General features: G+C 69.6%; 18 protein-coding genes. 10 read left to right on the forward strand and 8 right to left on the reverse strand.

The genetic code is table 11. The features are described from left to right. Positions 1 to 71 precede the first annotated feature (71 nt). From OHS82_RS10950 to OHS82_RS10980, 7 genes are all read left to right on the forward strand, one after another. Entirely contained in the window at positions 72 to 1,337 is a 1,266-nt protein-coding gene (locus OHS82_RS10950; RefSeq protein WP_057575965.1) for an ABC transporter substrate-binding protein, read from the forward strand. Positions 1,338 to 1,357: 20 nt separating this feature from the next. Beyond that, the gene (locus OHS82_RS10955; RefSeq protein WP_057575963.1) at positions 1,358 to 2,323 is read left to right on the forward strand and encodes a carbohydrate ABC transporter permease; all 966 of its coding nucleotides are present in this window, start codon (positions 1,358 to 1,360) and stop codon (positions 2,321 to 2,323) included. Next, positions 2,320 to 3,216, forward strand: a complete 897-nt coding sequence (locus OHS82_RS10960; RefSeq protein WP_057575961.1) for a carbohydrate ABC transporter permease — start codon at positions 2,320 to 2,322, stop codon at positions 3,214 to 3,216. The genes OHS82_RS10955 and OHS82_RS10960 overlap by 4 nt, the downstream gene beginning before the upstream one ends. Before the next feature lie 12 nt (positions 3,217 to 3,228). Next, the gene (locus OHS82_RS10965; RefSeq protein WP_057575958.1) at positions 3,229 to 6,105 is read left to right on the forward strand and encodes a glycoside hydrolase family 2 TIM barrel-domain containing protein; all 2,877 of its coding nucleotides are present in this window, start codon (positions 3,229 to 3,231) and stop codon (positions 6,103 to 6,105) included. Between the two features lie 94 nt (positions 6,106 to 6,199). Continuing rightward, on the forward strand, positions 6,200 to 7,195 hold the full coding sequence (locus tag OHS82_RS10970) for an ABC transporter ATP-binding protein (protein WP_057575957.1): 996 nt from the start codon (positions 6,200 to 6,202) through the stop codon (positions 7,193 to 7,195). Continuing rightward, positions 7,195 to 7,998: an ABC transporter permease gene (locus OHS82_RS10975; RefSeq protein ID WP_057575954.1), complete on the forward strand. Its 804-nt coding sequence runs from the start codon at positions 7,195 to 7,197 to the stop codon at positions 7,996 to 7,998. The genes OHS82_RS10970 and OHS82_RS10975 overlap by 1 nt, the downstream gene beginning before the upstream one ends. Before the next feature lie 5 nt (positions 7,999 to 8,003). Beyond that, positions 8,004 to 8,804: an ABC transporter permease gene (locus OHS82_RS10980; RefSeq protein ID WP_107105135.1), complete on the forward strand. Its 801-nt coding sequence runs from the start codon at positions 8,004 to 8,006 to the stop codon at positions 8,802 to 8,804. Positions 8,805 to 9,137: 333 nt separating this feature from the next. On the opposite strand, the gene OHS82_RS10985 is transcribed toward OHS82_RS10980, so the two are convergent. Continuing rightward, positions 9,138 to 10,271 (reverse strand): hypothetical protein, encoded by a 1,134-nt coding sequence (locus OHS82_RS10985; protein WP_328433777.1) that lies wholly within the window; start codon positions 10,269 to 10,271, stop codon positions 9,138 to 9,140. An 891-nt stretch (positions 10,272 to 11,162) separates the two neighbouring features. Between OHS82_RS10985 and OHS82_RS10990 the strand changes: the two genes are divergently transcribed. Next, complete coding sequence (locus OHS82_RS10990; RefSeq protein WP_328433778.1) at positions 11,163 to 11,771, forward strand: TetR/AcrR family transcriptional regulator; 609 nt, start codon at positions 11,163 to 11,165, stop codon at positions 11,769 to 11,771. Between the two features lie 53 nt (positions 11,772 to 11,824). Here OHS82_RS10990 and OHS82_RS10995 read toward each other — a convergent pair whose 3' ends face one another. From OHS82_RS10995 to OHS82_RS11005, 3 genes are all read right to left on the reverse strand, one after another. Beyond that, positions 11,825 to 12,712, reverse strand: coding sequence for an isocitrate lyase/PEP mutase family protein (locus tag OHS82_RS10995; RefSeq protein WP_079041035.1), 888 nt, complete (start codon positions 12,710 to 12,712; stop codon positions 11,825 to 11,827). A 309-nt stretch (positions 12,713 to 13,021) separates the two neighbouring features. Next, the gene (locus tag OHS82_RS11000; protein WP_057575945.1) at positions 13,022 to 13,393 is read right to left on the reverse strand and encodes a VOC family protein; all 372 of its coding nucleotides are present in this window, start codon (positions 13,391 to 13,393) and stop codon (positions 13,022 to 13,024) included. A 357-nt stretch (positions 13,394 to 13,750) separates the two neighbouring features. After that, positions 13,751 to 14,602, reverse strand: a complete 852-nt coding sequence (locus tag OHS82_RS11005; RefSeq protein ID WP_057575944.1) for a LysR family transcriptional regulator — start codon at positions 14,600 to 14,602, stop codon at positions 13,751 to 13,753. Positions 14,603 to 14,705: 103 nt separating this feature from the next. Here OHS82_RS11005 and OHS82_RS11010 point away from each other — a divergent pair, with 103 nt between their 5' ends. Next, positions 14,706 to 15,449, forward strand: coding sequence for an SDR family oxidoreductase (locus tag OHS82_RS11010; protein WP_328433779.1), 744 nt, complete (start codon positions 14,706 to 14,708; stop codon positions 15,447 to 15,449). Positions 15,450 to 15,489: 40 nt separating this feature from the next. On the opposite strand, the gene OHS82_RS11015 is transcribed toward OHS82_RS11010, so the two are convergent. The 3 genes from OHS82_RS11015 to OHS82_RS11025 form a co-directional block, all read right to left on the reverse strand. After that, positions 15,490 to 15,996 carry a hypothetical protein gene (locus OHS82_RS11015; protein WP_057575942.1) on the reverse strand — a complete coding sequence of 169 codons (507 nt, stop codon included), beginning with the start codon at positions 15,994 to 15,996 and terminating at the stop codon, positions 15,490 to 15,492. 406 nt (positions 15,997 to 16,402) lie between these two features. Continuing rightward, positions 16,403 to 18,268, reverse strand: a complete 1,866-nt coding sequence (locus OHS82_RS11020; RefSeq protein WP_328433780.1) for a DUF2264 domain-containing protein — start codon at positions 18,266 to 18,268, stop codon at positions 16,403 to 16,405. Positions 18,269 to 18,358: 90 nt separating this feature from the next. Next, positions 18,359 to 19,405: a rhamnogalacturonan acetylesterase gene (locus OHS82_RS11025; protein ID WP_328433781.1), complete on the reverse strand. Its 1,047-nt coding sequence runs from the start codon at positions 19,403 to 19,405 to the stop codon at positions 18,359 to 18,361. Between the two features lie 190 nt (positions 19,406 to 19,595). Between OHS82_RS11025 and OHS82_RS11030 the strand changes: the two genes are divergently transcribed. Further along, entirely contained in the window at positions 19,596 to 21,275 is a 1,680-nt protein-coding gene (locus OHS82_RS11030; RefSeq protein ID WP_057575938.1) for a rhamnogalacturonan lyase B N-terminal domain-containing protein, read from the forward strand. A 7-nt stretch (positions 21,276 to 21,282) separates the two neighbouring features. Here the strand turns inward: OHS82_RS11030 and OHS82_RS11035 are convergent, their stop codons facing one another. Then, entirely contained in the window at positions 21,283 to 22,695 is a 1,413-nt protein-coding gene (locus OHS82_RS11035) for an RICIN domain-containing protein (protein WP_057575936.1), read from the reverse strand. Positions 22,696 to 23,011: the final 316 nt, after the last annotated feature.

Below are 23,011 nucleotides of genomic sequence, written 5' to 3' on the forward strand. Positions count from 1 at the left end.
TCCGCGACAGGAATTGAGCCGCCTGCGCCGAGGGAAGAGCCCCAGCCGTACTCCGAGACAAGGACGTCACCATGTCGGCACTGAGCAACAGCAACTGGTCCCGCAGGTCCCTCTTCCGGGCCGCCGCGGGGATGGCCGCCGCCGGCAGCCTCGCGGCCTGCGGCGGCAACAACGGCCGCAGCGGCGGAGCCGGTTCGGGCGTCGACCTGACGCAGTACTTCCACGCGTACGGCGAGGCGGGCACCGAGCAGGCGATCAAGAAGTACGCGAAGGCCTACGACAAGGCCGACGTGACCACGCAGTGGATCACCAGCGCCGACTTCGAGAGCAAGCTGTTCGCCACCCTGCTCACCAAGAACGCGCCCGACCTCTTCGAGTTCCACCCGCAGATCCAGATGGTCAAGAGCGGTCAGGTGGCGGATCTGACCGACATCATCGATCCGGTCAAGAGCGACTTCAACCCGGCCGACATCAAGTCCCACACGGTCGACGGGAAGATATACGGCGTCCGCATGATCGACGACCCGCAGTTCTTCTTCTACCGCAAGTCGATGCTGGAGAAGGCCAAGGTCGAGGTGCCGACCACCCTCGACGAGCTGATGGAGGCCGCCGCCAAGCTCACCACGGGCAAGGTCAAGGGCCTGTACATGGGCGACGACCTGCACAGCGTCATCAACCCGATGATCTGGTCGGCGGGCGCCGACACCCTCGACGAGAAGAACCAGATCGCCTACCACACCCCGGGCGTCATCGAGGGCATCAAGAAGATGCGCAAGCTGTTCACCAGCGGCCACCTTCTGCTCGGCGCCCCGACCGCGTCCTGGGACCCCTCCTCGCTCAACCAGGGCCTGTGCGCCATCCAGTTCTGCGGCATGTGGGCGATGCCGGGGATCCAGAAGGCGCTCGGCGACGACTGGGGCGTCTTCCCCTTCCCGAAGACCATCGACTCCGGCAAGCAGTCCGTCTACAACGGCGGCTGGTCGATGTTCGTCAACGCCAAGGGCAAGAACGTCGACGCGGCCAAGGAGTACGTCAAGTGGCTGTGGATCGACCAGAAGGAGTACCAGGAGGACTGGGCCACCTCCTACGGCTTCCACATCCCGCCGCGCACCTCGATCGCCCAGTCCGCCACCAAGCTCAAGTCGGGCAACGCCGCTGAGGGCGTGCGGCTCTTCAACGAGTTCGGGCACTTCGACAACATCGGCTGGACGCAGGCCATGATCACCGCGCTCGAGGACGTCTTCGCCAACTCCGTCCGCAAGGACATGGACCCGGAGGCCGCGCTGGACAAGGCCGACGCGGCCGTGGAGCGCGAGCTCAAGAAGCTGTTCGGATAGGCCGCGGGACGGACCTCGAGATGTCGACGACCAAGACGCGCGACCTCGCGCGCCCCGCCCCGGCGAAGGCCTCACCGGCCAAGCCGCGGCGGGGTCTGCGGGGCAGCCCCACCTTCAACTTCTGGCTCTTCACGGGGCCGTTCCTCATCGGTCTGGCGATCTTCGTCTACGCGCCGATCGTGTGGAGCATCTGGCTCAGCTTCTTCGAGGCCCGCTTCACCGTCACGCCGGACAAGTTCATCGGCTTCGAGAACTACACGTACATGCTGACGAACGACGACTTCGTCGGCTCCCTCGTCACCTTCACCGTCTTCGCCGCGTTCATCGTGCCCACCACGTGGGCGCTGTCGCTGAGTCTGGCCCTGCTGGTGAACCGGCTCCGCTTCATGCGGGCGTTCTTCCGTTCGGTCTTCTTCCTGCCGACCGCGTGCAGTTATGTCGCCGCCGCGCTGATCTGGAAGATGTCGATCTTCAGCGGGGTCCGCTTCGGCCTGATGAACACGGTGCTCGCCTGGTTCGGGATCGACAACATCGCCTGGCTCGTCGACCCCAACCCGCCCTGGTACTGGCTCGTCATCGTCACCGCGCGCCTGTGGCTGCAGTCCGGCTTCTACATGATCCTGTTCCTGGCCGCGCTGCAGAACATCCCGGGCGAGCTGTACGAGGCGGCCGCCATCGACGGCGCCAAGCCGGGCTGGCAGACCTTCCGCTACATCACCCTGCCCCAGCTGCGCGCCACCTCCACCGCGGTGATCCTGCTGCTGCTCATCGCCGCCTACCAGGCGTTCGACGAGTTCTTCAACCTGCTGTCGAAGACCACGTGGGGCCGCCCGCCTCTCGTCGAGCTGTACTACAAGGCCCTCGGCGAGAGCCAGGACTACGGCGCGGGCAGCGCCGGCGCGGTCATCCTGACCGTGTTGATCTGTGCCGTGACCCTGCTCCAGGGCAAGTTCATGGGCTTCGGAAGGGGGGACGAGTCCAAGTGACCACCACGACGCCCGAGGTACGCGAGAGCGCACCGCCGTCACCCAAGCCCCGCCGGGGCGGGCGCGGCGGCGGGGTGATGAGCTCCACCGGCCTCTACCTCGCCACCGGCATCGCCGGCTTCTTCTTCCTCGTCCCCTTCTACCTGCTCGTCCGCAACGCCCTCTCCACCGACACCGACATCACCGGAGAGAACTGGAAGTTCTTCCCCACGGACATCCAGTGGGGCAATGTCAAGGAACTGTTCACGGACGGGACGGTGCCCTTCGCCCAGTCGCTCTGGAACTCTGCGGTGGTGGCCACTCTGCACACCGCCGGAGTCCTGCTGGTGTGTTCGCTCGCGGGGTACGGACTCGCCCGCATCCCGTACCGGCACGCCAACAAGGTCTTCTACGCCGTCCTGGGCACCCTGATGGTCCCGACGGCGGTCACCTTCGTCCCGAGCTTCGTCCTGGTGTCGTCGCTCGGCTGGGTGGACACCTACCGGGGTCTGATCATCCCGGGCCTGTTCAGCGGTTTCACCTGCTTCCTGTTCCGGCAGTACTTCCTGGGATTCCCCAAGGAGCTGGAGGAGGCGGCGCGCGTGGACGGACTGGGCTACTGGGGTGCGTACTGGCGCATCGTGGTGCCCAACTCGCTGAACTTCTTCGCTGCGATGGCGACCATCACCTTCATCAACGGCTGGAACTCCTTCCTGTGGCCGCTGGTCATCGGACAGGACCCGGGTTCGTGGACGGTCCAGGTCGCGCTCTCCAACTACATGACCAACCAGACCGTCGTCTTCCACCTGATCTTCATGGCCACCGCCTTTTCCATCCTGCCCCTGGTGTTCGTGTTCCTCTTCCTCCAGCGCTGGCTGGTGCAGGGGATCGCACAGACCGGCATCAAGGGCTGACCTAGGAGACCCATGTCCCCCCGCACCCCGGCCGTCGACTACGTCGAGAGCGTCTCGCCCGGCAGCGGAGCACTGCCGCCCCGCGCCTGGTACGCGTCGTCCGACGCGAAATCCCTTTCACTCAACGGACGGTGGCGGCTGCGGGTGTCGGCCACGGCCGACGCCGAGGACGACGCGTTCGCCGAGGAGGGTTACGACGCGAAGGACTGGGCCGAGGTCACGGTTCCGGGGCACTGGGTCCTGCAGGGCGACGGGGTCTTCGGCTCACCCGTCTACACCAACCATCTCTACCCCTTCCCGGTGGATCCGCCCCGGGTTCCCACCGAGAACCCGACCGGCGACCATCGACGGGTCTTCGACCTGCCCGAGGAATGGCCGGAGCTTTCCGAAGGCGGTTTCGTTCTCCGTTTCGACGGGGTGGAGTCCTGCGCCCGACTCTGGCTGAACGGGACGGACCTCGGCGAGTTCAAGGGCTCCCGACTGCCGCACGAGTTCGCGGTGGGGCATCTGCTCAAGCCGCGCGACAACGTCCTCGCGGTCCGCGTCCACCAGTGGTCGGCGGGTTCGTACCTGGAGGACCAGGACCAGTGGTGGCTGCCGGGCATCTTCCGTGACGTCACCCTGCTGCACCGGCCGGCGGGCGGTGTGCTCGACTTCTTCGTGCACGCCTCCTACGACCACGTCACGGGCGAGGGCGCCCTGCGCGTCGACTCCGACGTCGACGGGCGGGTGGTCGTCCCCGCCCTGGGGATCGACGTCGCGACCGGGGAGACCGTCACGACTCCGGTCCGGCCGTGGACGGCGGAGACGCCCACGCTGTACGACGGCGAGCTGGTGACCGAGGGCGAGCGGGTGCCGTTGCGCATCGGTTTCCGTACCGTCGAGCTGGCGGACGGTCTGATCAAGGTCAACGGCCGGCCGATCCTCTTCAAGGGCGTCAACCGGCACGAGTGGCACCCGGAGACGGGCCGCGCCCTCGACCTGGAGACGATGCGCGCGGACGTGCTGCTGATGAAGCGGCACAACGTCAACGCCGTCCGCACCTCGCACTACCCGCCGCACCCCGCCTTCCTCGACCTGTGCGACGAGTACGGCCTGTGGGTCATCGACGAGTGCGACCTGGAGACCCACGGGTTCGTCGAGCAGGACTGGCGGGACAACCCCGTCGACGACGAACGCTGGACCCCCGCCCTGCTCGACCGCGCCGCCCGCATGGTCGAACGGGACAAGAACCATCCGTCGGTCGTCATCTGGTCCCTCGGCAACGAGGCGGGCACCGGACGCGGACTGACCGCGATGGCCGAGTGGATCCACGGCCGTGACGCCTCACGCCTCGTGCACTACGAGGGCGACGTCAACTGCCGTGACACGGACGTCTATTCGCGCATGTACGCCTCCCACGAGGAGGTCGAGCGGATCGGCCGGGGACTGGACGGCGGCACCCACAGGCGACGCGAACTCCCCTTCATCCTCTGCGAGTACGCCCACGCGATGGGCAACGGCCCCGGCGGACTCGCCGACTACCAGAGGCTCTTCGAGACGCACGACCGGCTCCAGGGCGCGTTCGTCTGGGAGTGGATCGACCACGGCATCCGGCACCCGGAGCTGGGATACGCCTACGGCGGCGACTTCGGCGAGGAGCTGCACGACGGCAACTTCGTCTGCGACGGCCTGCTCTTCCCGGACCGCACCCCCTCCCCCGGCCTGGCCGAGTTCAAGAAGGTGATCGAACCGGTCCGCATCGAGGGCGACGGCACCGGCGGGACGGTGCGGATCACCAACGGGTACGACTTCTCGGACCTGTCCCACCTGAGGTTCGAGTTCTCCCACCAGGTGGACGGCTCCCCCACCGGCGCGAAGGCTCTCACGGTCGGGCCCCTCGCACCCGGGGAGTCGGCCGAGGTGAAGCTGCCGGCGGGACCCGACGGTGGGGGCGACGAGGTCCAGTGGACGGTGCGCGCGCTGCTCGCCGAGGACACCGCGTGGGCGCCCAGGGACCACCCGGTGGCGTGGGGCCAGGAGACCGTCGTCACCCGGGCGCCCGTGACCGTCGCCGCCTCGCGGCGACCCGTCCCCGACGGGCGGCTGCTCACGCTGGGTCCCGGCGTCTTCGACGCCCGCAGCGGCGCGCCGAAGACGATCGGCGGCGTCGACGTGACGGAGCTGCGCCTGGACGTGTGGCGGGCGACGACCGACAACGACGACGGCGCGTCATGGCAGGACGACACGCGCTACGGCCTGCTGTGGCGTGCGTACGGCCTGCACCGCATGCGGCACCGCCTGGACGGCGTCGAGACGGATGAGGACGCGCTGACCGTACGGACCCGGGTCGCGCCGGCGGGTCGCGAGGCGGGCCTGCGCACCGTGTACCGCTGGACGTCCGACGGGACACGGCTGAAGCTGACCGTCTCCGTGGTCCCCGAGGGCGACTGGACGATGCCGCTGCCCAGGATCGGCATCCGTTTCGGGCTGGCGGCGGCGTCCGCGGGACACGCGCAGTGGTTCGGCGGCGGTCCCGGCGAGGCGTATCCGGACACCAGGGCCGCGTCCATGCTCGGCTGGTGGGACGCGAGCATCGAGGAGCTGCAGACCCCGTACGTGCGCCCGCAGGAGAACGGCGCCAGGGCCGACGTCCGCTGGGCGGAGCTCGGCGGACTGCGGATCGAGGGCGACCCGGCGTTCTGGTTCTCCGCGCGACGGTGGACGACCGAGCAGCTGGACGCGGCGCGGCACCCGACCGACCTGACGCCCGGCGACACGGTCTGGGTCAACCTCGACCACGGTCAGCACGGCATCGGCTCCCAGTCCTGCGGTCCCGGCCCACTCCCGCGGTACTTTCTGAACGCCGAACCCGTCGAGTTCTCCTTCGTGTTCTCCGAGACCGACTGACCGGCCGGCCGTCTCATCGGCGTCCCGACAGCCGACGACGTCTCGCGTGGCCGGCCGGTCCCCCGGCCGGCCGCGCCGCAGTGGAGGTTGAACAGTGATCGGCAGCATCGAGGTGCGCGGCCTGTCCCGCACCTTCCACACCACCGTCCGCCGCCCCGGCCTCATCGGCGGTCTGCGCTCCCTGGTCGACCCGGAGCGGGTCGCCAAGCACGCCGTCCGCGACGTCACCTTCGACGTGGCCCCGGGCGAACTCCTCGCCCTGCTCGGCCCGAACGGGGCCGGCAAGTCCACCGCCATCAAGATGCTCACCGGCATCCTCACCCCGACGTCCGGTGAGGCGCGCGTCGCGGGCGTCGTCCCGTACCGGGAGAGGGAACGCAACGCCCGCAACATCGGGGCCGTCTTCGGGCAGCGCACGCAGCTGTGGTGGGACCTTCCGGTGCGCGAGTCGTTCGCGATCCTGCGCGACATCTACGAGGTGCCCCGTGCCGAACACGCGCTGCGGCTGCGGGAGTTCGACGATCTCCTCGACCTCTCCTCGTTCTGGGACACCCGGGTGCGTCACCTGTCACTCGGCCAGCGCGTGCGCTGCGATCTCGCGGCGGCGCTGCTGCACGACCCGCCCGTGGTCTTCCTCGACGAACCCACCATCGGGATGGACGTGGTGGTGAAGGAGCAGGTCCGCGAGTTCCTGCGCCATCAGGTCGAACAGCGCGGCCGCACCGTCCTGTTGACCACGCACGACATGACGGAGGTCGAACGGCTCGCCGAGCGCGTGGTGCTGATCAACCACGGCCGGCTGGTGCTGGACGGCACCCTCGACGAGATCCGCCGCACCTTCGGCTCCACCTGGCAGGTGCGGGCCACCCTCGCCGACCCGCACGCCGGGGTCGTGGCGCCGCCGGGGATCACGGTCCTGCGTCGCGAGGGCGCACGGGTGGTGTTCGGGCCGGACGGTGCGGGCGCGCCCACGGTCCATCAGGCGCTGAAGGCCGTCATCGAGCGGTACGAGGTGACGGACATCGCCCTGGACGAGGCGGAGTTGGAGGACGTGATGCGGGCCGCGTACGCCCAGGCCGGGACCGTGTGATGGTGGTCCTGCCCGCCTGGCGCGCCGCCCGGGTCACCCCGCTCGGCGAGCTGCACACCCCGCCCCGGATGACCGCCGCCCTGTTGCGGCTCGCCGTGCAGGTGGTGCTGGTGGCGTCCCTGTGGCACGGCCTGTACGCCCGTACGGGCACCACCGCCGGGCTCACCCGCGACCAGGCGGTCACCTACGCGGTGCTGGCCGTACTCGCGTCCCGGCTACGGTCGTTGGACCAGTACGCGGGCCGGGACACCGTCATCCAGCACATGCACTTCGGCACCATCGTCTACTGGTACCTGCGGCCCCTGTCGCCACAGCGCTACTACGCCCTGCGGGCGCTCGGCGAGCAACTGTACGGTCTGGCATGGGCGGTGGCCGGATACGCCGTCTGTCTGTGGACCGGCGCGGTGAGACCCCCCGGTTCCGCGGCCGTGGCGGGGGTGTTCGCGCTGAGCCTGCTGCTCGGCCAGTGGATCCTGTACTACGTCATGCTGGCCATCGACCAGCTCTGCTTCTTCACCCTGCGCAACAGCGCCGCGATGCTCATCCTCGTCTTCGCGCAGAACCTGCTCTCCGGGGTGTACGCACCCTTGTGGTTCTTCCCGGACTGGTTCGTCACGCTGAGCTCCTTCCTGCCGTTCCAGGCCACGCTGAGCGTGCCGTTGTCGCTCTACGTCGGCCGCATCCCGCTGTCGGACGCCGGCCCCGCGCTGCTGGTTCAGGCCGTCTGGGTGACGGTGCTGGCCCTGTTCACCCGGCTGGTGTGGCGACTCGCCGCCCGGCGGGTCATCTCGCAGGGAGGCTGATTCCACTGAAGACCGTGCGCCTGGCGTGGCGGATCACGCGTCTCAACTTCCGCGCGCAGTTGGAATACCGTTCCGAGTTTCTGATGATGGTCGCGATCGGCGCCGTCTGGCAGGTGTCGGTGATCGTTTTCGCCACCGTGCTGCTGACCCGATTCAGCGGAATGGGCGGCTGGGACAGCTCGGACGTCCTGCTCATCCCGGCGACCCGGATGCTCGCCCACGGTCTGTTCGTGCTGTTCCTTGGACGCATGCATGGAATCGGTTACTTCATCCAGGAAGGCAAGATCGACGTCTGTCTGGTGCGACCGATGTCCGTACACCTTCAGGTGCAGCTGCGCGTGTTCCCGACGAACGCGATCGGTGATCTGACGGTCGCCGTCGGACTGATGGCGGGCGCGCTCAGCCGCAGCGAACTCGACTGGACGGCGGGCCGGACGTCGTATCTGATCGCGGCCGTTCTCGGCGGCATGCTCCTGGAGGCGGCGCTTTTCACGGCGGTGGCCTCCGCGGCGCTGCGCTTCCCGGCCGCCGACTACTGGGGCCGCTGGCTGGAGGAACTTCTCGGCACGTTCGGAAGCTACCCGCTCAACGTGCTGCCCAAGGCGGTGGGCGGCTTCCTGACGTACGGCCTCCCGCTCGCCTTCGTCGCGTACTTCCCCGCCGCCGTCCTGACCGGCCATGCTCAGGGCACGGGCGTCCCCTACTGGCTGGCGGCCGTATCCCCGCTGCTGGGCCTGCTGGCGTACCTCGGCTCACGGCTGCTGTGGCGGTGGAGCCTCGGGCACTACACGGGGGTGAACGGATGACTCGCAGGTGAGCGGATCACCTGTCCGAGGCGAGTCGGGACAGGACGTCTCAGGACCGGCGCTGCGACGCGGTTCGCCCGGCGGAAGGCCTCCGGTCCGCACGCCGGAGCCTCCGGTCCTCACTACGGGATCCTCCGGTCCTCACGCCGGACGGACGGACGGGGCGGCCGGCACACCGAAGCCTGCCGCGTCCACGCCGGCCGCTGCCTCGGGGCCGCGGCGTCAGAGATGCGGTCTGGGGGCTGCTCGTCCGTTCACCGCCCCCGGGACGGGGGCGGTGAACGGCGAGCCTCACGCGCCCGTCCCGGACAGTAACTCGTTTCTCCTATCCGCTCAGACTCGGGAAACGGTTCCGCAACTGTCGGGCGTGCTGCCTCCGCCGACGCCCTTGCTCCGGTCGTACGGGTCCACGGTCGGGCCGGTCTGCGTCGGGGCCGTCGACTCCGCCGACCTGAACCGAGGGTGCAGGAACCCGTCGTGGACGTCACAGGCCGAGTTGAAGAGCTCCTCGTCGTACCGGACGAGGAGCAACCGCCCCGGCGTCACGTCGTAGTGCGCGGGGTCGGGGATCTCGACGTCGATGACGCGCCGCACGATCGTCCGGGTGACCTCGGGCGGGCCCTCCGCGGGGCGGACCGGATAGACGAAGGTGTAGTCGGCGTGCACGGTCACACCGTCGTGCTTGCCCTTCTTGTACGTCATGCGCCCACGCGTCTTGACCACGTCGCCGACGACCCTGACTTCGTCGGGGTCGAACCGGCTGAACAGGGTCAGCGGGTCGTGCGTCCTGTCCGGAGAGCGAAGGAAGCCGTCGAGGTCGTCGAGTAGATCCGGCTGCTTGGGATCGAGCACCGAGAGAGCGGCGGTCGGACGTTCGCCGCGCAGCGTCTTCGGTTCCAGGTTCGCGCCGACGAGCAGATTCCTGGTCAGTTCCAGCGCTTTCGACACGCGTTCCTTCGACGCCGACCCGACTGCTTCGGCGGCCGGCAGGACGATGCCGGCCTCGCCGTCGGCCCAGGCGAGGGCCGGAGAACCGGCGAACGGCCGGTCGATGGTCGGCACCTGGTCGGGTGCGGCCCCCGGTGCGGCGGTGGGGGCGGCGGTCTCGGCGGGCAGGGGAGACACGGCGGCGGCCTTCTTGGGCTCGCCCGTTCCGAGAGGGTCACCGGGCAGCAGGGAGGGTCTGAGCGCGACCGCGACCACACCGAGAGCCAGAGCCACGCCGAGCACCGACCACACCTGCCGCCGTCGCCTCGCCTTGCCGTTCGCGTCCCGCGGGGTCGGGCCGGTCCGCCAGCCCTCCGGCTCGCCCTGGTGCCGCAACCGTTCGGTGACCATGCGGGCCCGGGCGGAGGGTTCCTTCGGAGCGGCGGTGGCGCCGAGCTCGCTGTCCTGGAGGAAGGCCTGCCATTCCTCGTCGGATATGGACGAGTTGTCTCCCGCCTCATCAGAGGGTTTGCCGACCACGGGGTGCGTACCTTCTTTCCTTCTTCTGCCTTCGAGTGGTTTCAGGAACCTGCCGCGTGCGCCGCCCCGACGGGGTCGCCGGGCCGCCATTCGGCGGAACTCCACTCCGGAGTGGGGACAGGTCTCGGGGGAGCCGGCGGGGGGTGCGGCCCTCGGTTGGGATTCTGCGGGACGGAGTCCGACGCGCCCGGCCTGTCGTCGCCCTTACGGGTCCGCCTCCCGGTTTCGGAACCGCTGTCATCGCCGTTCCTCCCGCTGCCGCGCCCTTCCTCAGGGGTCGGCCCTGTGCGGTGGCGCGCGGTCGTGCGGCTCGACGCCGTGGGCGACACGGCCGTGGACGCGGAGGGTGGACGGGACGCTGAAGCACTCGCGGTGGCGTCCGGCGAAGGATGCGCACCGGGCGTGCGGGGGCGGGAATGCGTCGAAGAACGGGCCGAGGAACGTGCCGAGGACGGCGTTCCCCCCACGTTCGCGTCGGAGCCGGAACCCTCGTCGCCCCCGAGCGGGCATCCGGACGCGCACCCGACAGACAACAACACGGTCACCCACGCCGACGCCGGCGACGCACGCAACATCCCCACCCCTGGAAACGGTTGTCCGGATTTTCCGAGTTCTCGGCATCAGGGGTGGTCGAGTTCGAGAGTGGTGAAGCTCAAGGCACCGAAAGCTGCCTATCGTTGCGAATCCGGTTTCCGCAGCCCGTCATCCGCCGCGCCCTGCTGCACACCGGCCCCCCTGCATGCGTCGCGGCACACTATCAGAGTGCCCGGCGGCGGCTGCGGTGCAGATGCGGGTCGTCCGCCCCGTCCGCCGCGCTCCGGCCCTCTGCCTGCAGAGCACCTAGGATTTCGGCGACACCCCCGGTTCCGAGCGCGCACAAGGCGGTTGCCCATGCCAAGAGTCGGCCTCACCACGGACCGTCTCGTCGAAGCCGCCGCCGAACTGGCCGACGAAGTCGGTTTCGACCACGTCAGCATCTCGGCGCTGGCCCGACGCTTCGGCGTGAAGGACGCGAGTCTGTACTCGCACGTCAGGAGTCTCGGGGAACTGCGCACCAGACTCGCCCTGTTCGTCGGCGGCGAGATGATCGACGGGATCGGCGCGGCCGTCGTCGGACTCGCGGGCAGGGACGCACTGGTCGCCTTCGCGGGGGCCTACCGGGAGTACGCGCTGCGGCACCCGGGCAGGTACGCCGCCACCCAGATCCGTATCGACCGGGAGCGGGACCGGGAACTGACCGCGGCCTCGCCCGCCATGCGCCGCACCGCCGAGATCACCTACGGGATGCTCCGGGGGTACGGTCTCGAGGAACCCGACCTCACCGACGCCGTCCGCCTGTTGCGCAGCACTTTTCACGGGTACTGCATGCTGGAGGCCGGTGGCGGCTTCGGCGCGCCCCGGGACGTGCAGCAGTCGTGGGACAAGGCGGTCGACGCCCTGCACGAGGCCCTCACTCACTGGCCGCGGGAGACGGTGACGGTCGGAGACGACGGCGCCTGACGACGCCTGACGACGCAGCAGGACGACTGCCGTCGAGGGCGTCCCTCGACGCATCACACCTGTCGACGCGCCGCACTCGTCGAGTGGGTCGACACGCGTGTGCCGATGGCGTCGATCCACGGACGGCCGGGCGAAGCCGCCGTGTCGAACAGGGCGCCCGGCCCGGTGCCGAGGCTCGCCACCTCCTGGTAGGTCGGTGTGCGGCCGCCGGGAGAACGTCCTCCACAGACTTCGTCGACGGCCTCCAGCGCCGCGCCCAGAGCGCGCCGGTACAGGAACGAGCCGAGACTGATGCGGCTCACACCGAGCTCGCTGAGCTGCAGGACGGTGGGACCGGCCGGTGAGTAGAGGATGTTGAGGGGCAGGTCGACTCGCTGGACGAGCACGGCGATCTCTCCCGGATCGGTCAGCCCGGGGACGAACACGCCGTCGGCGCCGGCCTGTCGGTAGGCGTCGAGGCGGGCCAGCGTCTCGGTCGTGCTGCGCTCGCCGAGCCAGTACGTGTCCGTGCGGGCGTTGACGAACAGGCCGGGCACGGCCGACTTGACGGCGGCGATCTTCGCCGTGTGCAGGGCCGCCGGACCCAGACCGTCCTCCAGGTTGATGCCCACCGCCCCCACAGCCGCAAGCTGGCGCGCCAGCTCCGCCACCTCGTCCGGATCGTCGCTGAAACCGCTTTCGGCGTCGACGGACAGGAGAAACGGTTGTGAACCCAGTGTCAGCGCGAGTCGGAGTGTCTCGTCGCGGGTCGCGGATGCGCCGTCGGGCAGTCCCACCGCCGCGGCCACGGCCAGACTCGTCGTGCCGATCGCCCGGAAGCCCCGCCCCGCCATGGCGGTCGCGGAGGCGTGGTCCCAGGCGTTGGGCAGAAGGAGGGGAGCGCCGGGGCGATGAAGGTCCGCGAAGGCGGCCGACGTGGAGGTCGCTCGGGGTACAGGCATACGACTCACGCTAGGGGCGGGTCGCATCGGCCACCGCCGAAGTGTCGCGGCCCGGCGGCAGGCGGCCGTCCGACGGCTGTTGCCGCACACATGGCACCGCGCGCGAGTGCGCACCACGTGTGCGAGCGTGGCGGCGCTCGCCGGTCCGGCCCGCGCGACGTCCCCCCTCGGCGCCCGTCCGGACAGCCGCAGGACCTCCCAGCCGCACGGGTTCACTGGTCGCAGCGGATTCAGCAGCCGCAGCGATCCCCCGTGCTGCGCCTCCGCCCGGCCGGCACTGCGCCGCTCTTGACGGTGCCGACCGAGGTGTCAGTCGGCCTCGCGCTCCCGCGCGCTGCGCTCCACGCAGAACTCGTTGCCCTCCGGGTCCCTGAGGACGGCCCACCCCTTGCCGTCGGGCATGCGACGGTCGTCGAACAGGGTGGCGCCGAGCTTGAGCAGGCGCTCCACTTCCTCATCGCGGGTGCGGTCCTGCGGCTGAAGGTCGAGGTGGATGCGGTTGCGCTGGTTCTTGGTCTCCGGGACGGTGACGAACAGCAGGCCCGCCCCTTCGATGAGCAGCTCTTCGTCGCCGGGCTCGTCGTCCTCGTGGAGCGGCTGGCCCAGTACCTCGGACCAGAAGCTGCCGAGGGCGTAGGCGTCGGAACAGGCGATCGTCACATGTCGTATCGCAGAAGTCATGCGCGGATTCTTCTCAATACCGCTTACGCACAGCAACGCATTTTCCACGGACTGGTGAACATGTCACCACTTCGGCGACCTTCTGCCCGGTCACGGTGACCTCCGTGCCTTGCCGGGGATCTCAGTGAACTGCGTCTTCACCGCTCAGGGGCGGACGGCAGCGTCGCGTACACGCAATCGCAGGCGCTGACATCTCCTGCACCTCCAGGGAGACTTCACGGGCTCGACCGCTGTGCGGCCGAGCCCTCAGCTCGGGAAGCTCGGGGCGTCCAGGGCTTGCTGCAGGCTTGACGCGCTTGACCTGCGGCGGCGCGACGCAGAGGCGCGGCTCGGTGTACCGGCGTTCACCGTCGTCGGTCACAGGGAAGTAGCGGCGCGGACCAGCCCCGCGACCGCCGTTGAGCGGCTGTGCGGGGGCCAGGCGATGACCGTGGTGACGTGGGGGGCGTCGGGGACCGGTACGGCGGTGAGGTCCTCGCGCAGGCCGGTGCGGCCCGACTCCGGCACGACGGCGCAGGCGCGGCCTAGGGCGATGAGCTGGGTGAGTTGCGTGTGGTCGCGCACCTGCGGTCCGGGGCCGTCCGGGAAGGTGCCGTCCGGGCGAGGCCAGCGGGGCAGGGGCAGGTCGGGAAGGCCGGTGACCTCAGCGAGCCGCACGTGAGGGCGGCCGCTGAGAGGGTGGCCCACCGGGAGGATCGCGACCTGGCCCTCGGAGTGCAGGTCCTCGGTGTCGAAGCCGGCCGTGTCGTCGAACGGCCGATGCAGCAGGGCTACGTCGGCCCGGCCGTCGTGCAGCAACCGTGCCTGCTCGCCCGGCCCGCACAGCGCGACGTCCACGGCGACGGCGCCGGGCTCGGCGGCGTAGGCGTCGAGGAGTTTCGCCAGCAGTTCACCGGAGGCGCCCGCCTTCGCGGCCAGGACCACGGCGGGGCGGCCGGTCGCCGCGAGGGCGGCCCGGCGGGTCCGCCGTTCGGCGGCCTCGACGGCGTCCAGCGCCGTCCGCGCCTCCCGCAGCAGCACCGCCCCTGCCCCGGTCAGGGCGGCGACACCCCGGCTGCCGCGCTCCAACAGGAGGGTGCCCAGGCGCCGTTCGAGCCCGCCGATCGCCCGCGACAGCGGGGGCTGGGCGATCCCGAGCCGCTGCGCGGCCCGGCCGAAGTGCAGCTCTTCGGCGACCGCGACGAAGTACCGCAGCTCACGTGTCTCCACCCCGCCAGCCTAACCGGGACGGCCTGGAGCGATACCCGTGCGGTATCGCCGTCCACCCAGTCGGTCTTGGACGCCCTGCTCGACGGGGAGAAGTATCGATGTCATGAGTGAGACGAACACTGTGAACCACCCCAAGGTCGCGCTGGTGACCGGGGCCAACAAGGGCATCGGGTACGAGATCGCCGCCGGGCTCGGCGCCCTCGGCTGGTCCGTCGGAGTCGGCGCGCGGAACCAGGAGCGGCGCGAGGCCGCGGTGGACAGGCTGCGCGCGGCCGGAACCGACGCGTTCGGCGTGCCGCTGGATGTGACCGACGACGCCGGCGTGACAGCGGCGGCTCGGCTGATGGAGGAACGGGTCGGCCGGCTCGACGCGCTCATAAACAATGCGGGGATCACCGGCGGCGGACCGCAGGAGCCCACCACTGTCGACGTGAACCGGGTACGGGCGGCCGTGGAGACCAACGTGATCGGCGTCATTCGCGTCACCAACGCACTGCTCCCTCTGCTGCGCCGCTCGCCGTCGCCGCGGATCGTGAACGTATCCAGCAGCGTCGGCTCCCTCACACTCCAGACCACGCCTGGCGCCGAGACGGGCCCCATCGCCATCGCCTACGCACCGTCGAAGACGTTCCTCAACGCCGTCACCGTGCAGTACGCCAGGGAACTGGCCGACACCCACATCCTGATCAACGCCGTCTGCCCCGGCTACACGGCGACCGACCTCAACGGTTTCCGGGGAGTGCGCACCCCCCAGCAGGGCGCAGCCGCCGCGATCCGGCTGGCCACCGTACCGGCCGACGGGCCGACGGGTCGCTTCTTCGACGACGAGGGAGAAGTGCCCTGGTGACGCGCTTCCGGTGCGCGCCACCCCTACATGAGACACCCTCTCAGTCTGTGCGGCTCTTCCCGCTTCGTGTCTCTGCAGCGGACAGCAAGGCGTCCAAAGCCGCTCGGGCGTCGGCGATTCGGCGACGCCAGTCCTCGCCTCGCAGGGCCGCAGTGTCCCACTCGACCACAGGTTCGACGCCGGTCGTGCAATAGCCGTAGACCTGGTGGGCCACCCGGTCGGTGAGGAGTTCGTCGTAGTGGAACGACCCCTCGAAAGCTGCCCAGGCCACTGATCGCGTATCTGCACAGACACGCTGCAGTACTGCTCGCGTGTACGCGCGCAGATCGAGCGAAACGTCGTCGAAATCGATGTCGTACGACACCAGACCGAGCCGCTCGACGGCTTCGGGTTGCCCCAGCAGAGGGAACGGCAGCAAGGCGTCAGGGACCATCCCGACGAGGTGAAACGCCTCCTCCGACAATGGGGTGTTCCCGGAGCCGAGGACGAACACGTTCACCGAGACCGGACCCCGCCAGCACAGGAGGTCACGCATCTCACCCGCCATCGTCCTTCGTCCTTCCCTATCTCCTCTGACCGCATCCGAGGTGTGCACTGTCGTCGTACCACGCCGGTCACCAGTGGCGTCGCCCGGCTTCGACGCCATCATGACCGGGATCATCACCGCCGACCAGCGCTTTGGGAGAGCGGCGGAGCAGCGAGGACTCTGCCCTGGAGCTTCGACAGGGGGACAGGTGACACCGCTGAGTCCCTGAAGAGCGCGAAATGCGCCGACGGCACCTGCGCGGGGGGTGATTTCACAGGCGCCCACCTCAGGCTCGTCGACTGGAACGGCGCTTTCCGGAGCGCGGACCACGCGGCGAGCACCCGTGTCAGCGGCGGCATGGCAGTCCTCGAGGGCGGATCGCCGACCTCGGCGTACACCCTCGTGCCGCCGGCCTACGGGACGGCACTCACCGGGGTCTCACCGACCACGACGGCGCTGCGGATCGCTCGCCGGAAATCGTGAGACCGCCGGAAGTCGTGGACTCACCCGGCGTCGTGACCTCGTCCGGAGCGACGTGCCCGCCCGCGCCGCCGGCGTCTGCCACCGCGGTGGCAGACGCCGCCGATGCCAGGAAGCGGAAGCGGCGCTCCGGGCCTGTCCGCCACCGGACGCTCAGGTCGTAGGCACCGTGAGCGTCGTCGCCGGCCGGCGTCGGGTGCACCTCTACGGCCACGAGGTCCTGGAGGGGCAGCGGGTCGGGCTCCGCGGTGAGCCGGGCCAGCGCGACGAAGAGTGTCGCGGGGCCCTCGGCCACCACGCCCGACAGCGGGTCGTGGCCCGTGAGTCCGTGCACGGGCAGCAGATCGGCCCGCTCCGCCCCGCCCTGTGTCGTGGCCCAGCCCGTGACGAGGACTTCCGTGCCCGGGGCGGCGCCCGCGACAAGATGGGCGCGCACCTCCACGGCGCCGTCGGCGACCACCAGGCTCGTGACCTCGGCGCCGGATCCTTGGACGTGCCGGGACGCCGCCCAACCCTCTCCGGTGCCGAGCGGGACGATCCCCTCCCGGTGCGGGTCGCCGCCAACCGAGACGGTGTTGTCCGGCGGCGAGCCCAGTGGCCGGGTGACGGTGGAGTACGCGAAACGCGTGTAGTAAGGGTCGTACCGGACGTCCTCACTGCCGTGGTTGTGCAGGCGGACCAGCCCGTCCGAACCGGTGGACTGAATGAGCCAGTTGGGTGCGGCAAGCGGCGTGATCGCGTTTCCTCGTTCGGCCGGTCCCGCTTCCTCCTGAGCCGTCCACACCTCGTGATCCGGCGGAAGGAGCAGCCCGAGGAATCCCTTGCTCGCCCAGTACGGGGAAGCCGGGCCCGAATACCCCTGCAGGACCGACTCGTCGGGGCCGTGCCAGCCGAGGGTCAGCAGTCCGTGTGCGTCGACCGCGTCCCGTTCCAGGAAGTACCTGAGCGTCCCCGAGGCGAGGCGGCGGGTCTCGCCGGGGGCCAGCGGGGTGTGGCCGGTCAGAGCCCCCAGCCACAGGGGGGCGGTGGTCGCGAAGCGGTAGGTGAGGGAGCGCCCCTGGTGCATCGGGGCCCCGTCGGCGCCGAACAGGCGGGCGTAGTCGGCGAGATGGGTCGTCAGCCGGTCGCCGTAGCGGGCCAGCAGGTCGGTGTCGTCGGCCAGCCAGGCGTGCAGGACCGGGTAGAGGTGCATGGCCCAGCCGTTGTAGTAGTCGAAGGCCCGGCCGGTGCCGTCGGTGTACCAGCCGTCGCCGACATACCACTGCTCGATGCGCTCGAGGCCTCGGTCGATCGCCTTGCGGGAAGCCTCCGGCTCATGACCGACCGACTCCAGGAAACCGCCTACCGTGACGGGAAACAGCTCCCAGTTGCACGGCCAGGGTTCCGCGGTGAGCGCGTCGCCGAGCCAGGCCGCCGCGCGTTGCCGGGTGCCGTCGTCGAGCCGGTCCCAGAGCATCGTGCGGGTCAGCCGCAGCGCGAGGGCGATGGACGCGGCCTCGACGAGGGGCTGCGCGCGGTCCTCGATGCGGGGCCAGACGCCGCGGACGCCGGCCGAGAGACCGGTCGCGTAACGTTCCAGCGCGGATTCGTCCCGGCGGAACGCGGCGAGCAGCAGCGTGCGGGCGTATCCCTCCAGGCCGTCGGAGAGCCGGCCGGACCAGCTCCCCCTGCTGCCGGGAAAGTGGTAGAGAGCGCGATCTTCGGTGGCGTACGGCTCCACCGCGGCGAGCAGGGCGTCGGCGGCCGCCTCCCAGTGGGCACGGGTGTATCCCGTGCGGGGGCTGCGGGCGAGGTCGGGCGGGGGCAGGTGCATGCGCTGTTTCTTTCCTTCAAGGCCGGGTCCGGGCCTGGGGACGTCAGGACCTGGGGGCGTCCCGGTTCCGGTCGGGACGCCCCCAGGCGTTCATCCCACCCGCACGATGCCCTTCGGCACCAGATGCAGGGCGAGGAGTTCGTCGCGCACCAGGCCCGCGTAGACGGTGGCCCCGTGCACGGACGTGTGCGTGTTGTCCCTTTTCTCGTTGTACAGGTACAGCGCCTTGGAACCCTCGACGCCGAGGGACTCCACCACCGCCTTGGTCTTGGCGGTGAGGTCGATCAGCGGGACGCCCCGGGCGGCGGCGACCGAGCGGATGACCGCAGGGTGGTCGACGCCGAGTCCGTTGACCAGCAGAGCGGTTCCGTTGTTCAGCGTGCCGTCGGCGTTGAACCAGCGGCGCACGATGGGGGTCACCAGGACCGGCCGGCCGCCCCTCTCCCTCACTCCCGCCACCAGTGTCTCGAGGTTCGCGCGGTACGTCGCCTCGTCCGTCGTCTTGTCGTTGTGGGCGAGCTGGACCAGGACGAGGTCGCCGTGGCGGATCAGCGGCCGGACCGTGTCCCAGAGCTGCGGGTTCCCCAGGTACGTGACCGTACTCTCCCCCGAGTCCGCGTAGTTGGCGACAGAAACGCCTTGCCGCAGATATTGCGGCAGTTGCTGGCCCCATCCCGTGTACGGCTCGGCAGGCTGGTCGCACACGGTGGAGTCGCCGACGAGGAAGATCTGCCGGACGGGCCGGGCGGGGGTGACCCGGATGTCCGCCAGGGCCGGAGCGGATCCGCCGAGGACCAGGTCCAGGCCGGCGGTTCCCGCAGGGCCGGTGGGCTCCCCCTCGGGGGTGCGGACGTCGACGGTGAAGCTGCGGACGACACGTTCGCCGGCGGGGACGGCGATCTCGGGAAGCATGGCTCGCCGGGTCTCTGCGGTGACGCTGGTGCCGGACGCGGCGCTGCCGCCGAGGACGACCTTGACGTCATAGGCGCCCGGTGCGACGTCGAAGTGGCAGGCGGTGGCCGTGCAGTTGTCGATGCCGAGCGGGGCGCGACCGCCGTGGGCGTGGGCGGCCGGCACGGCCGTCAGGCCGGCGGCCAGGGTCAGCGCCGTCAGCACGGCGGTGTTGAAACGTCTCACTTGCGGCTCCTCCGTCGTGACACAGGGGCTGGCGGCTGGACCGTACCGCCTCTGGCAAGCGCTTTCTAGTCCTGGCGCAGATTTCGTAGGACTGTCTACTTCCCAGCAGTGAAAGCCCTTTCGCGAAATCGTTTCAACTGTCACCCTCTCAGACACCCGCACCCCCACACCTCCCGAAGGAGGCACCCCCATGTCCGGATCCGCGAAGCACCCGGTCCGACGCCGTACCTTCGTCCTCGGCGCCGCGGCCGCGGCCGGCTCCGCCGCGCTCGCCGGGCCGCTCGCCGTCCCGGCCGCCGCAGCGGCGTTCGGCTACACCGACGACGGCTCGCACTACGTCGTCGACACCGGTGCCGACCTCGTCTTCAAGGTCAGCAAGAGCACCGGCGACCTGACCTCGCTGGTCTACCGGGGCACCGAGTATCAGGGCTACGGCGGCATGAACTCGCACATCGAGTCGGGCCTCGGCAGCTCCACCGTGACGATCGCTCGGTCCGGCTCGACGATTCTCGTCTCCGTCACGCACGGCACGCTCCGGCACTACTACGCGGCCCGCAGCGGCGAGAACAACGTCTACCTGTGGACCAACAAGGCAGACACGTCCGTTTCGGCAACCCGTTACATCGTGCGGGTCAAGGCCGGCCTGTTCCTCAACGACGAGCCGGACTCGTACACGTACACGACCAGCACGATCGAGGCCTCCGACGTCTTCGCGAAGTCCAACGGCCAGACCCGCTCCAAGCACTACTCCAGACTGCGCGTCATGGACTACGACTACATCGGCTGGACGGCCGGCGGCGTCGGTCTGTGGATCGTGCGCAGCAACCACGAGAAGGCTTCCGGAGGCCCTTTCTACCGCTCTCTCCTGCGCCATCAGAGCGCCGACGGCGGCGGCCTGTACGAGATCCTCTACTACGGCCAGAACCAGACGGAGGCGCAACGCTTCGGCCTCCAGGGCCCGTACGTGATCGCCTTCACGGACGGCGGCGCCCCCTCCCCGTCGCTGTTCCCGGGAACGCTGACCACCTCATGGGCGGACTCGCTCGGCATCGCCGGGTACGCCGGCGCGAGCGGCCGCGGCCGGGTCGCGGGGGTGGGCATCACGGGGCGGAACAGCGCCCACGCCTACACCGTCGGCCTGGCCAACTCCACCGCGCAGTACTGGGGTTCGGCGCGAGCGTCCGACGGCTACTTCTCGATCACCGGGGTGCTCCCCGGGACGTACACGCTCACCGTCCACAAGAGCGAGCTGGCCGTGTACACCATGCAGGTGACGGTGACCGCCGGCACGACGACCACGCTGAACTCGTTCGCCATCCCGTCCTCGAACGATCCGAGCAACGCGAGCGCGATCTGGCGGATCAACGACTGGACCGGGACACCGGGCGGCTTCAAGAACGCCGACCTGATGACGTACGCGCACCCGTCGGACGTCCGCGCCTCCGCATGGACCGGCAACGTCGTCATCGGCAGCGGCAGCGAGACCTCGGCGTTCCCCTGCTACATCTGGAAGGACGTCAACAGCGGCCTGCTCGTGTACTTCAAACTGACCGCCGCCCAGGCCGCCGCCGCGCACACCCTGCGCATCGGTGTGACGACGGCCTATGCCAACGGCCGGCCGCAGGTCGTCGTGAACGACGCCTGGACCTCCGCCGTCCCGTCCCCGCCCACCCAGCCGAGCACCCGGTCCCTGACGAACGGGTCCTACCGGGGCAACAACCACACGTTCACCTACAGCGTCCCCGCGAGCGCCTGGCTCACGGACACCGGCCAGTACAACGTGCTGAAGATCAACGTGGTGAGCGGGTCCGGGACGACTTCCTACCTGAGCGCCGGCACATCGATCGACGCGATCGACCTGCTTGTGTGATGCAAGGTCAGGAACCGCGTGTCCACTGCTGGTTGGCATTTCCGTTGCACGCGTACGTGATGATCGCAGCGGAGTTGGCGGTGGACGCGCCGTTCACGTCCAGGCACTTTCCGCTCGCGCGCGAGGTGATGTTCACGTAGCTGCCCGAGGTCGTCAGCGACCACTGCTGAGCGGTGACCGAGGCGTTGCAGTCCTCCTGGCTCACCGTGCCCGCGTTCTCCCGCACGCACAGGGAACTGCTGCGGACGACCAACTGGTAGTAACCGCTTCCGACGGACTTGAACCAGTACTTCTGGTTGTTGCCGCCGTTGCAGTCGTACTGCTTGATCTGGGCTCCTGCCCAGAGCGACTGGCTCGTGACGTCCGCGCACTTGCCGCTGTGCCGGGCGATGAGCGTGTTGTAGGTGGCACTCGTGCCCGCGACGGTCCCGGTGACGGTGTCGACCGTCACCTCGGGGGTCCATGACATCGACATCGAGGTGGACGTGGGGAAGGCCAGCGGCAGCCAGACGTAGCGGGAGTCGTTGACGGTGCCGCCGAAGGAGTCGCCCCAGCGGTCGCCCAGGTACAGGTAGGAGGTACCCGAGCTCCCCTGGACAGGAAGGACGTACGCGGTCTGCGAGCCGTACGTCGTCGCGTCGCCGACGTTCGTCATGGCCGTCCAGGGACCGGCGAGGGAGGTGGCCGTCGCGTACTGCTGCTGGTTGGGGCTCCAGCCGGTGGCGCCCGAGGTGAGCATGAAGTAGACGCCGTTTCGCTTGAACAGCGCCGGCGCCTCGCGGTGGCCGTTGTGCCAGGGGTCGGCGACAAGGCTTGCGATACCGGTGTAGTCGGCGGTCAGCCGGTAGATCTGCAGGTCGTAGTTCTCGCGCGCCGCCGAGACCATGTACCCGGCGCCGTCGCTGTCCACGAAAACCGTGATGTCGCGCGACATGTGCTGGTCGAGCGGCCGGAAGCTGCCCTGCCAGGCGTAGTCGCCGTCGACGGTGTCCGACACGGCGACGGCGGCACGCGCCTCGCTGTAGTCCGTGCCGTTCTCCTTGTGCATCCACATCACGAACTTGCCGGTGGAGGCGTTGTAGACGACCTTCGGACGTTCGATGTTGGCGGTGGCCAGCTCGGACGCGCTCGACTGGGTCAGCACGTGGTTGCGGAACTCCCAGTTCTTCAGGTCGGTGGAACGGTAGGCGTCCACGTACCGGAACGTGTTGTCGGCGTTGCGGTCCTCGCCGAACCAGTAGTAGTACGAGCCGACTTTGAGGACCCCGCCGCCGTGAGCATGCAGCGGATCGCCCGAGGCGTCCTTGAACTGCGTGCCGTTGGCGATCGACACGGGTGCCGCCTGGGCCGGTCCCGCCGAGGCCAGAGCTCCTGCCAGGGCCAGACAGAGGGCGAGCAGGGTCGCGTACGCACGTCTCATCTCACGGACTCTCTTTCATGGTGGCGGCGACCGGAACGCCGAACGCCGGGGTGCCGCCCCGGTCCGGCGCGGGGCCGGTAACCGGATACACCGCAGACTCTGCGGGTCGGCGCGGTGCGGGGAGAACGGGATTGCGGTACACGCAGCGCCTCTCGACGACAGAGGAACGTTCGGAACTGCGAACAAGATGTGGAATGGCGAACGCCGAAAAGGTAAGGGCGTGTTACGAGCAGGTCAACGGGTCTGACGTGACTTGCTAGAAAGCCCTTTCCGGAAGGTTCCCTCGTTGGGGCCGCGGCACCCCGGAGCGGGAGAG

Source organism: Streptomyces sp. NBC_00425 (assembly GCF_036030735.1).
GTDB lineage: Bacteria > Actinomycetota > Actinomycetes > Streptomycetales > Streptomycetaceae > Streptomyces.

Excerpts from the sequence above, each read along its gene's own strand:
- OHS82_RS10965 (WP_057575958.1), top strand. The coding sequence starts at position 3,229 with ATGTCCCCCCGCACCCCGGCCGTCGACTACGTCGAGAGCGTCTCGCCC.
- OHS82_RS11020 (WP_328433780.1), bottom strand. The coding sequence starts at position 18,268 with ATGCACCTGCCCCCGCCCGACCTCGCCCGCAGCCCCCGCACGGGATAC.
- OHS82_RS11015 (WP_057575942.1), bottom strand. The coding sequence starts at position 15,996 with ATGGCGGGTGAGATGCGTGACCTCCTGTGCTGGCGGGGTCCGGTCTCG.
- OHS82_RS11000 (WP_057575945.1), bottom strand. The coding sequence starts at position 13,393 with ATGACTTCTGCGATACGACATGTGACGATCGCCTGTTCCGACGCCTAC.
- OHS82_RS10990 (WP_328433778.1), top strand. The coding sequence starts at position 11,163 with ATGCCAAGAGTCGGCCTCACCACGGACCGTCTCGTCGAAGCCGCCGCC.
- OHS82_RS11035 (WP_057575936.1), bottom strand. The coding sequence starts at position 22,695 with ATGAGACGTGCGTACGCGACCCTGCTCGCCCTCTGTCTGGCCCTGGCA.
- OHS82_RS10975 (WP_057575954.1), top strand. The coding sequence starts at position 7,195 with ATGGTGGTCCTGCCCGCCTGGCGCGCCGCCCGGGTCACCCCGCTCGGC.
- OHS82_RS11030 (WP_057575938.1), top strand. The coding sequence starts at position 19,596 with ATGTCCGGATCCGCGAAGCACCCGGTCCGACGCCGTACCTTCGTCCTC.
- OHS82_RS10955 (WP_057575963.1), top strand. The coding sequence starts at position 1,358 with ATGTCGACGACCAAGACGCGCGACCTCGCGCGCCCCGCCCCGGCGAAG.
- OHS82_RS10950 (WP_057575965.1), top strand. The coding sequence starts at position 72 with ATGTCGGCACTGAGCAACAGCAACTGGTCCCGCAGGTCCCTCTTCCGG.
- OHS82_RS10995 (WP_079041035.1), bottom strand. The coding sequence starts at position 12,712 with ATGCCTGTACCCCGAGCGACCTCCACGTCGGCCGCCTTCGCGGACCTT.
- OHS82_RS11010 (WP_328433779.1), top strand. The coding sequence starts at position 14,706 with ATGAGTGAGACGAACACTGTGAACCACCCCAAGGTCGCGCTGGTGACC.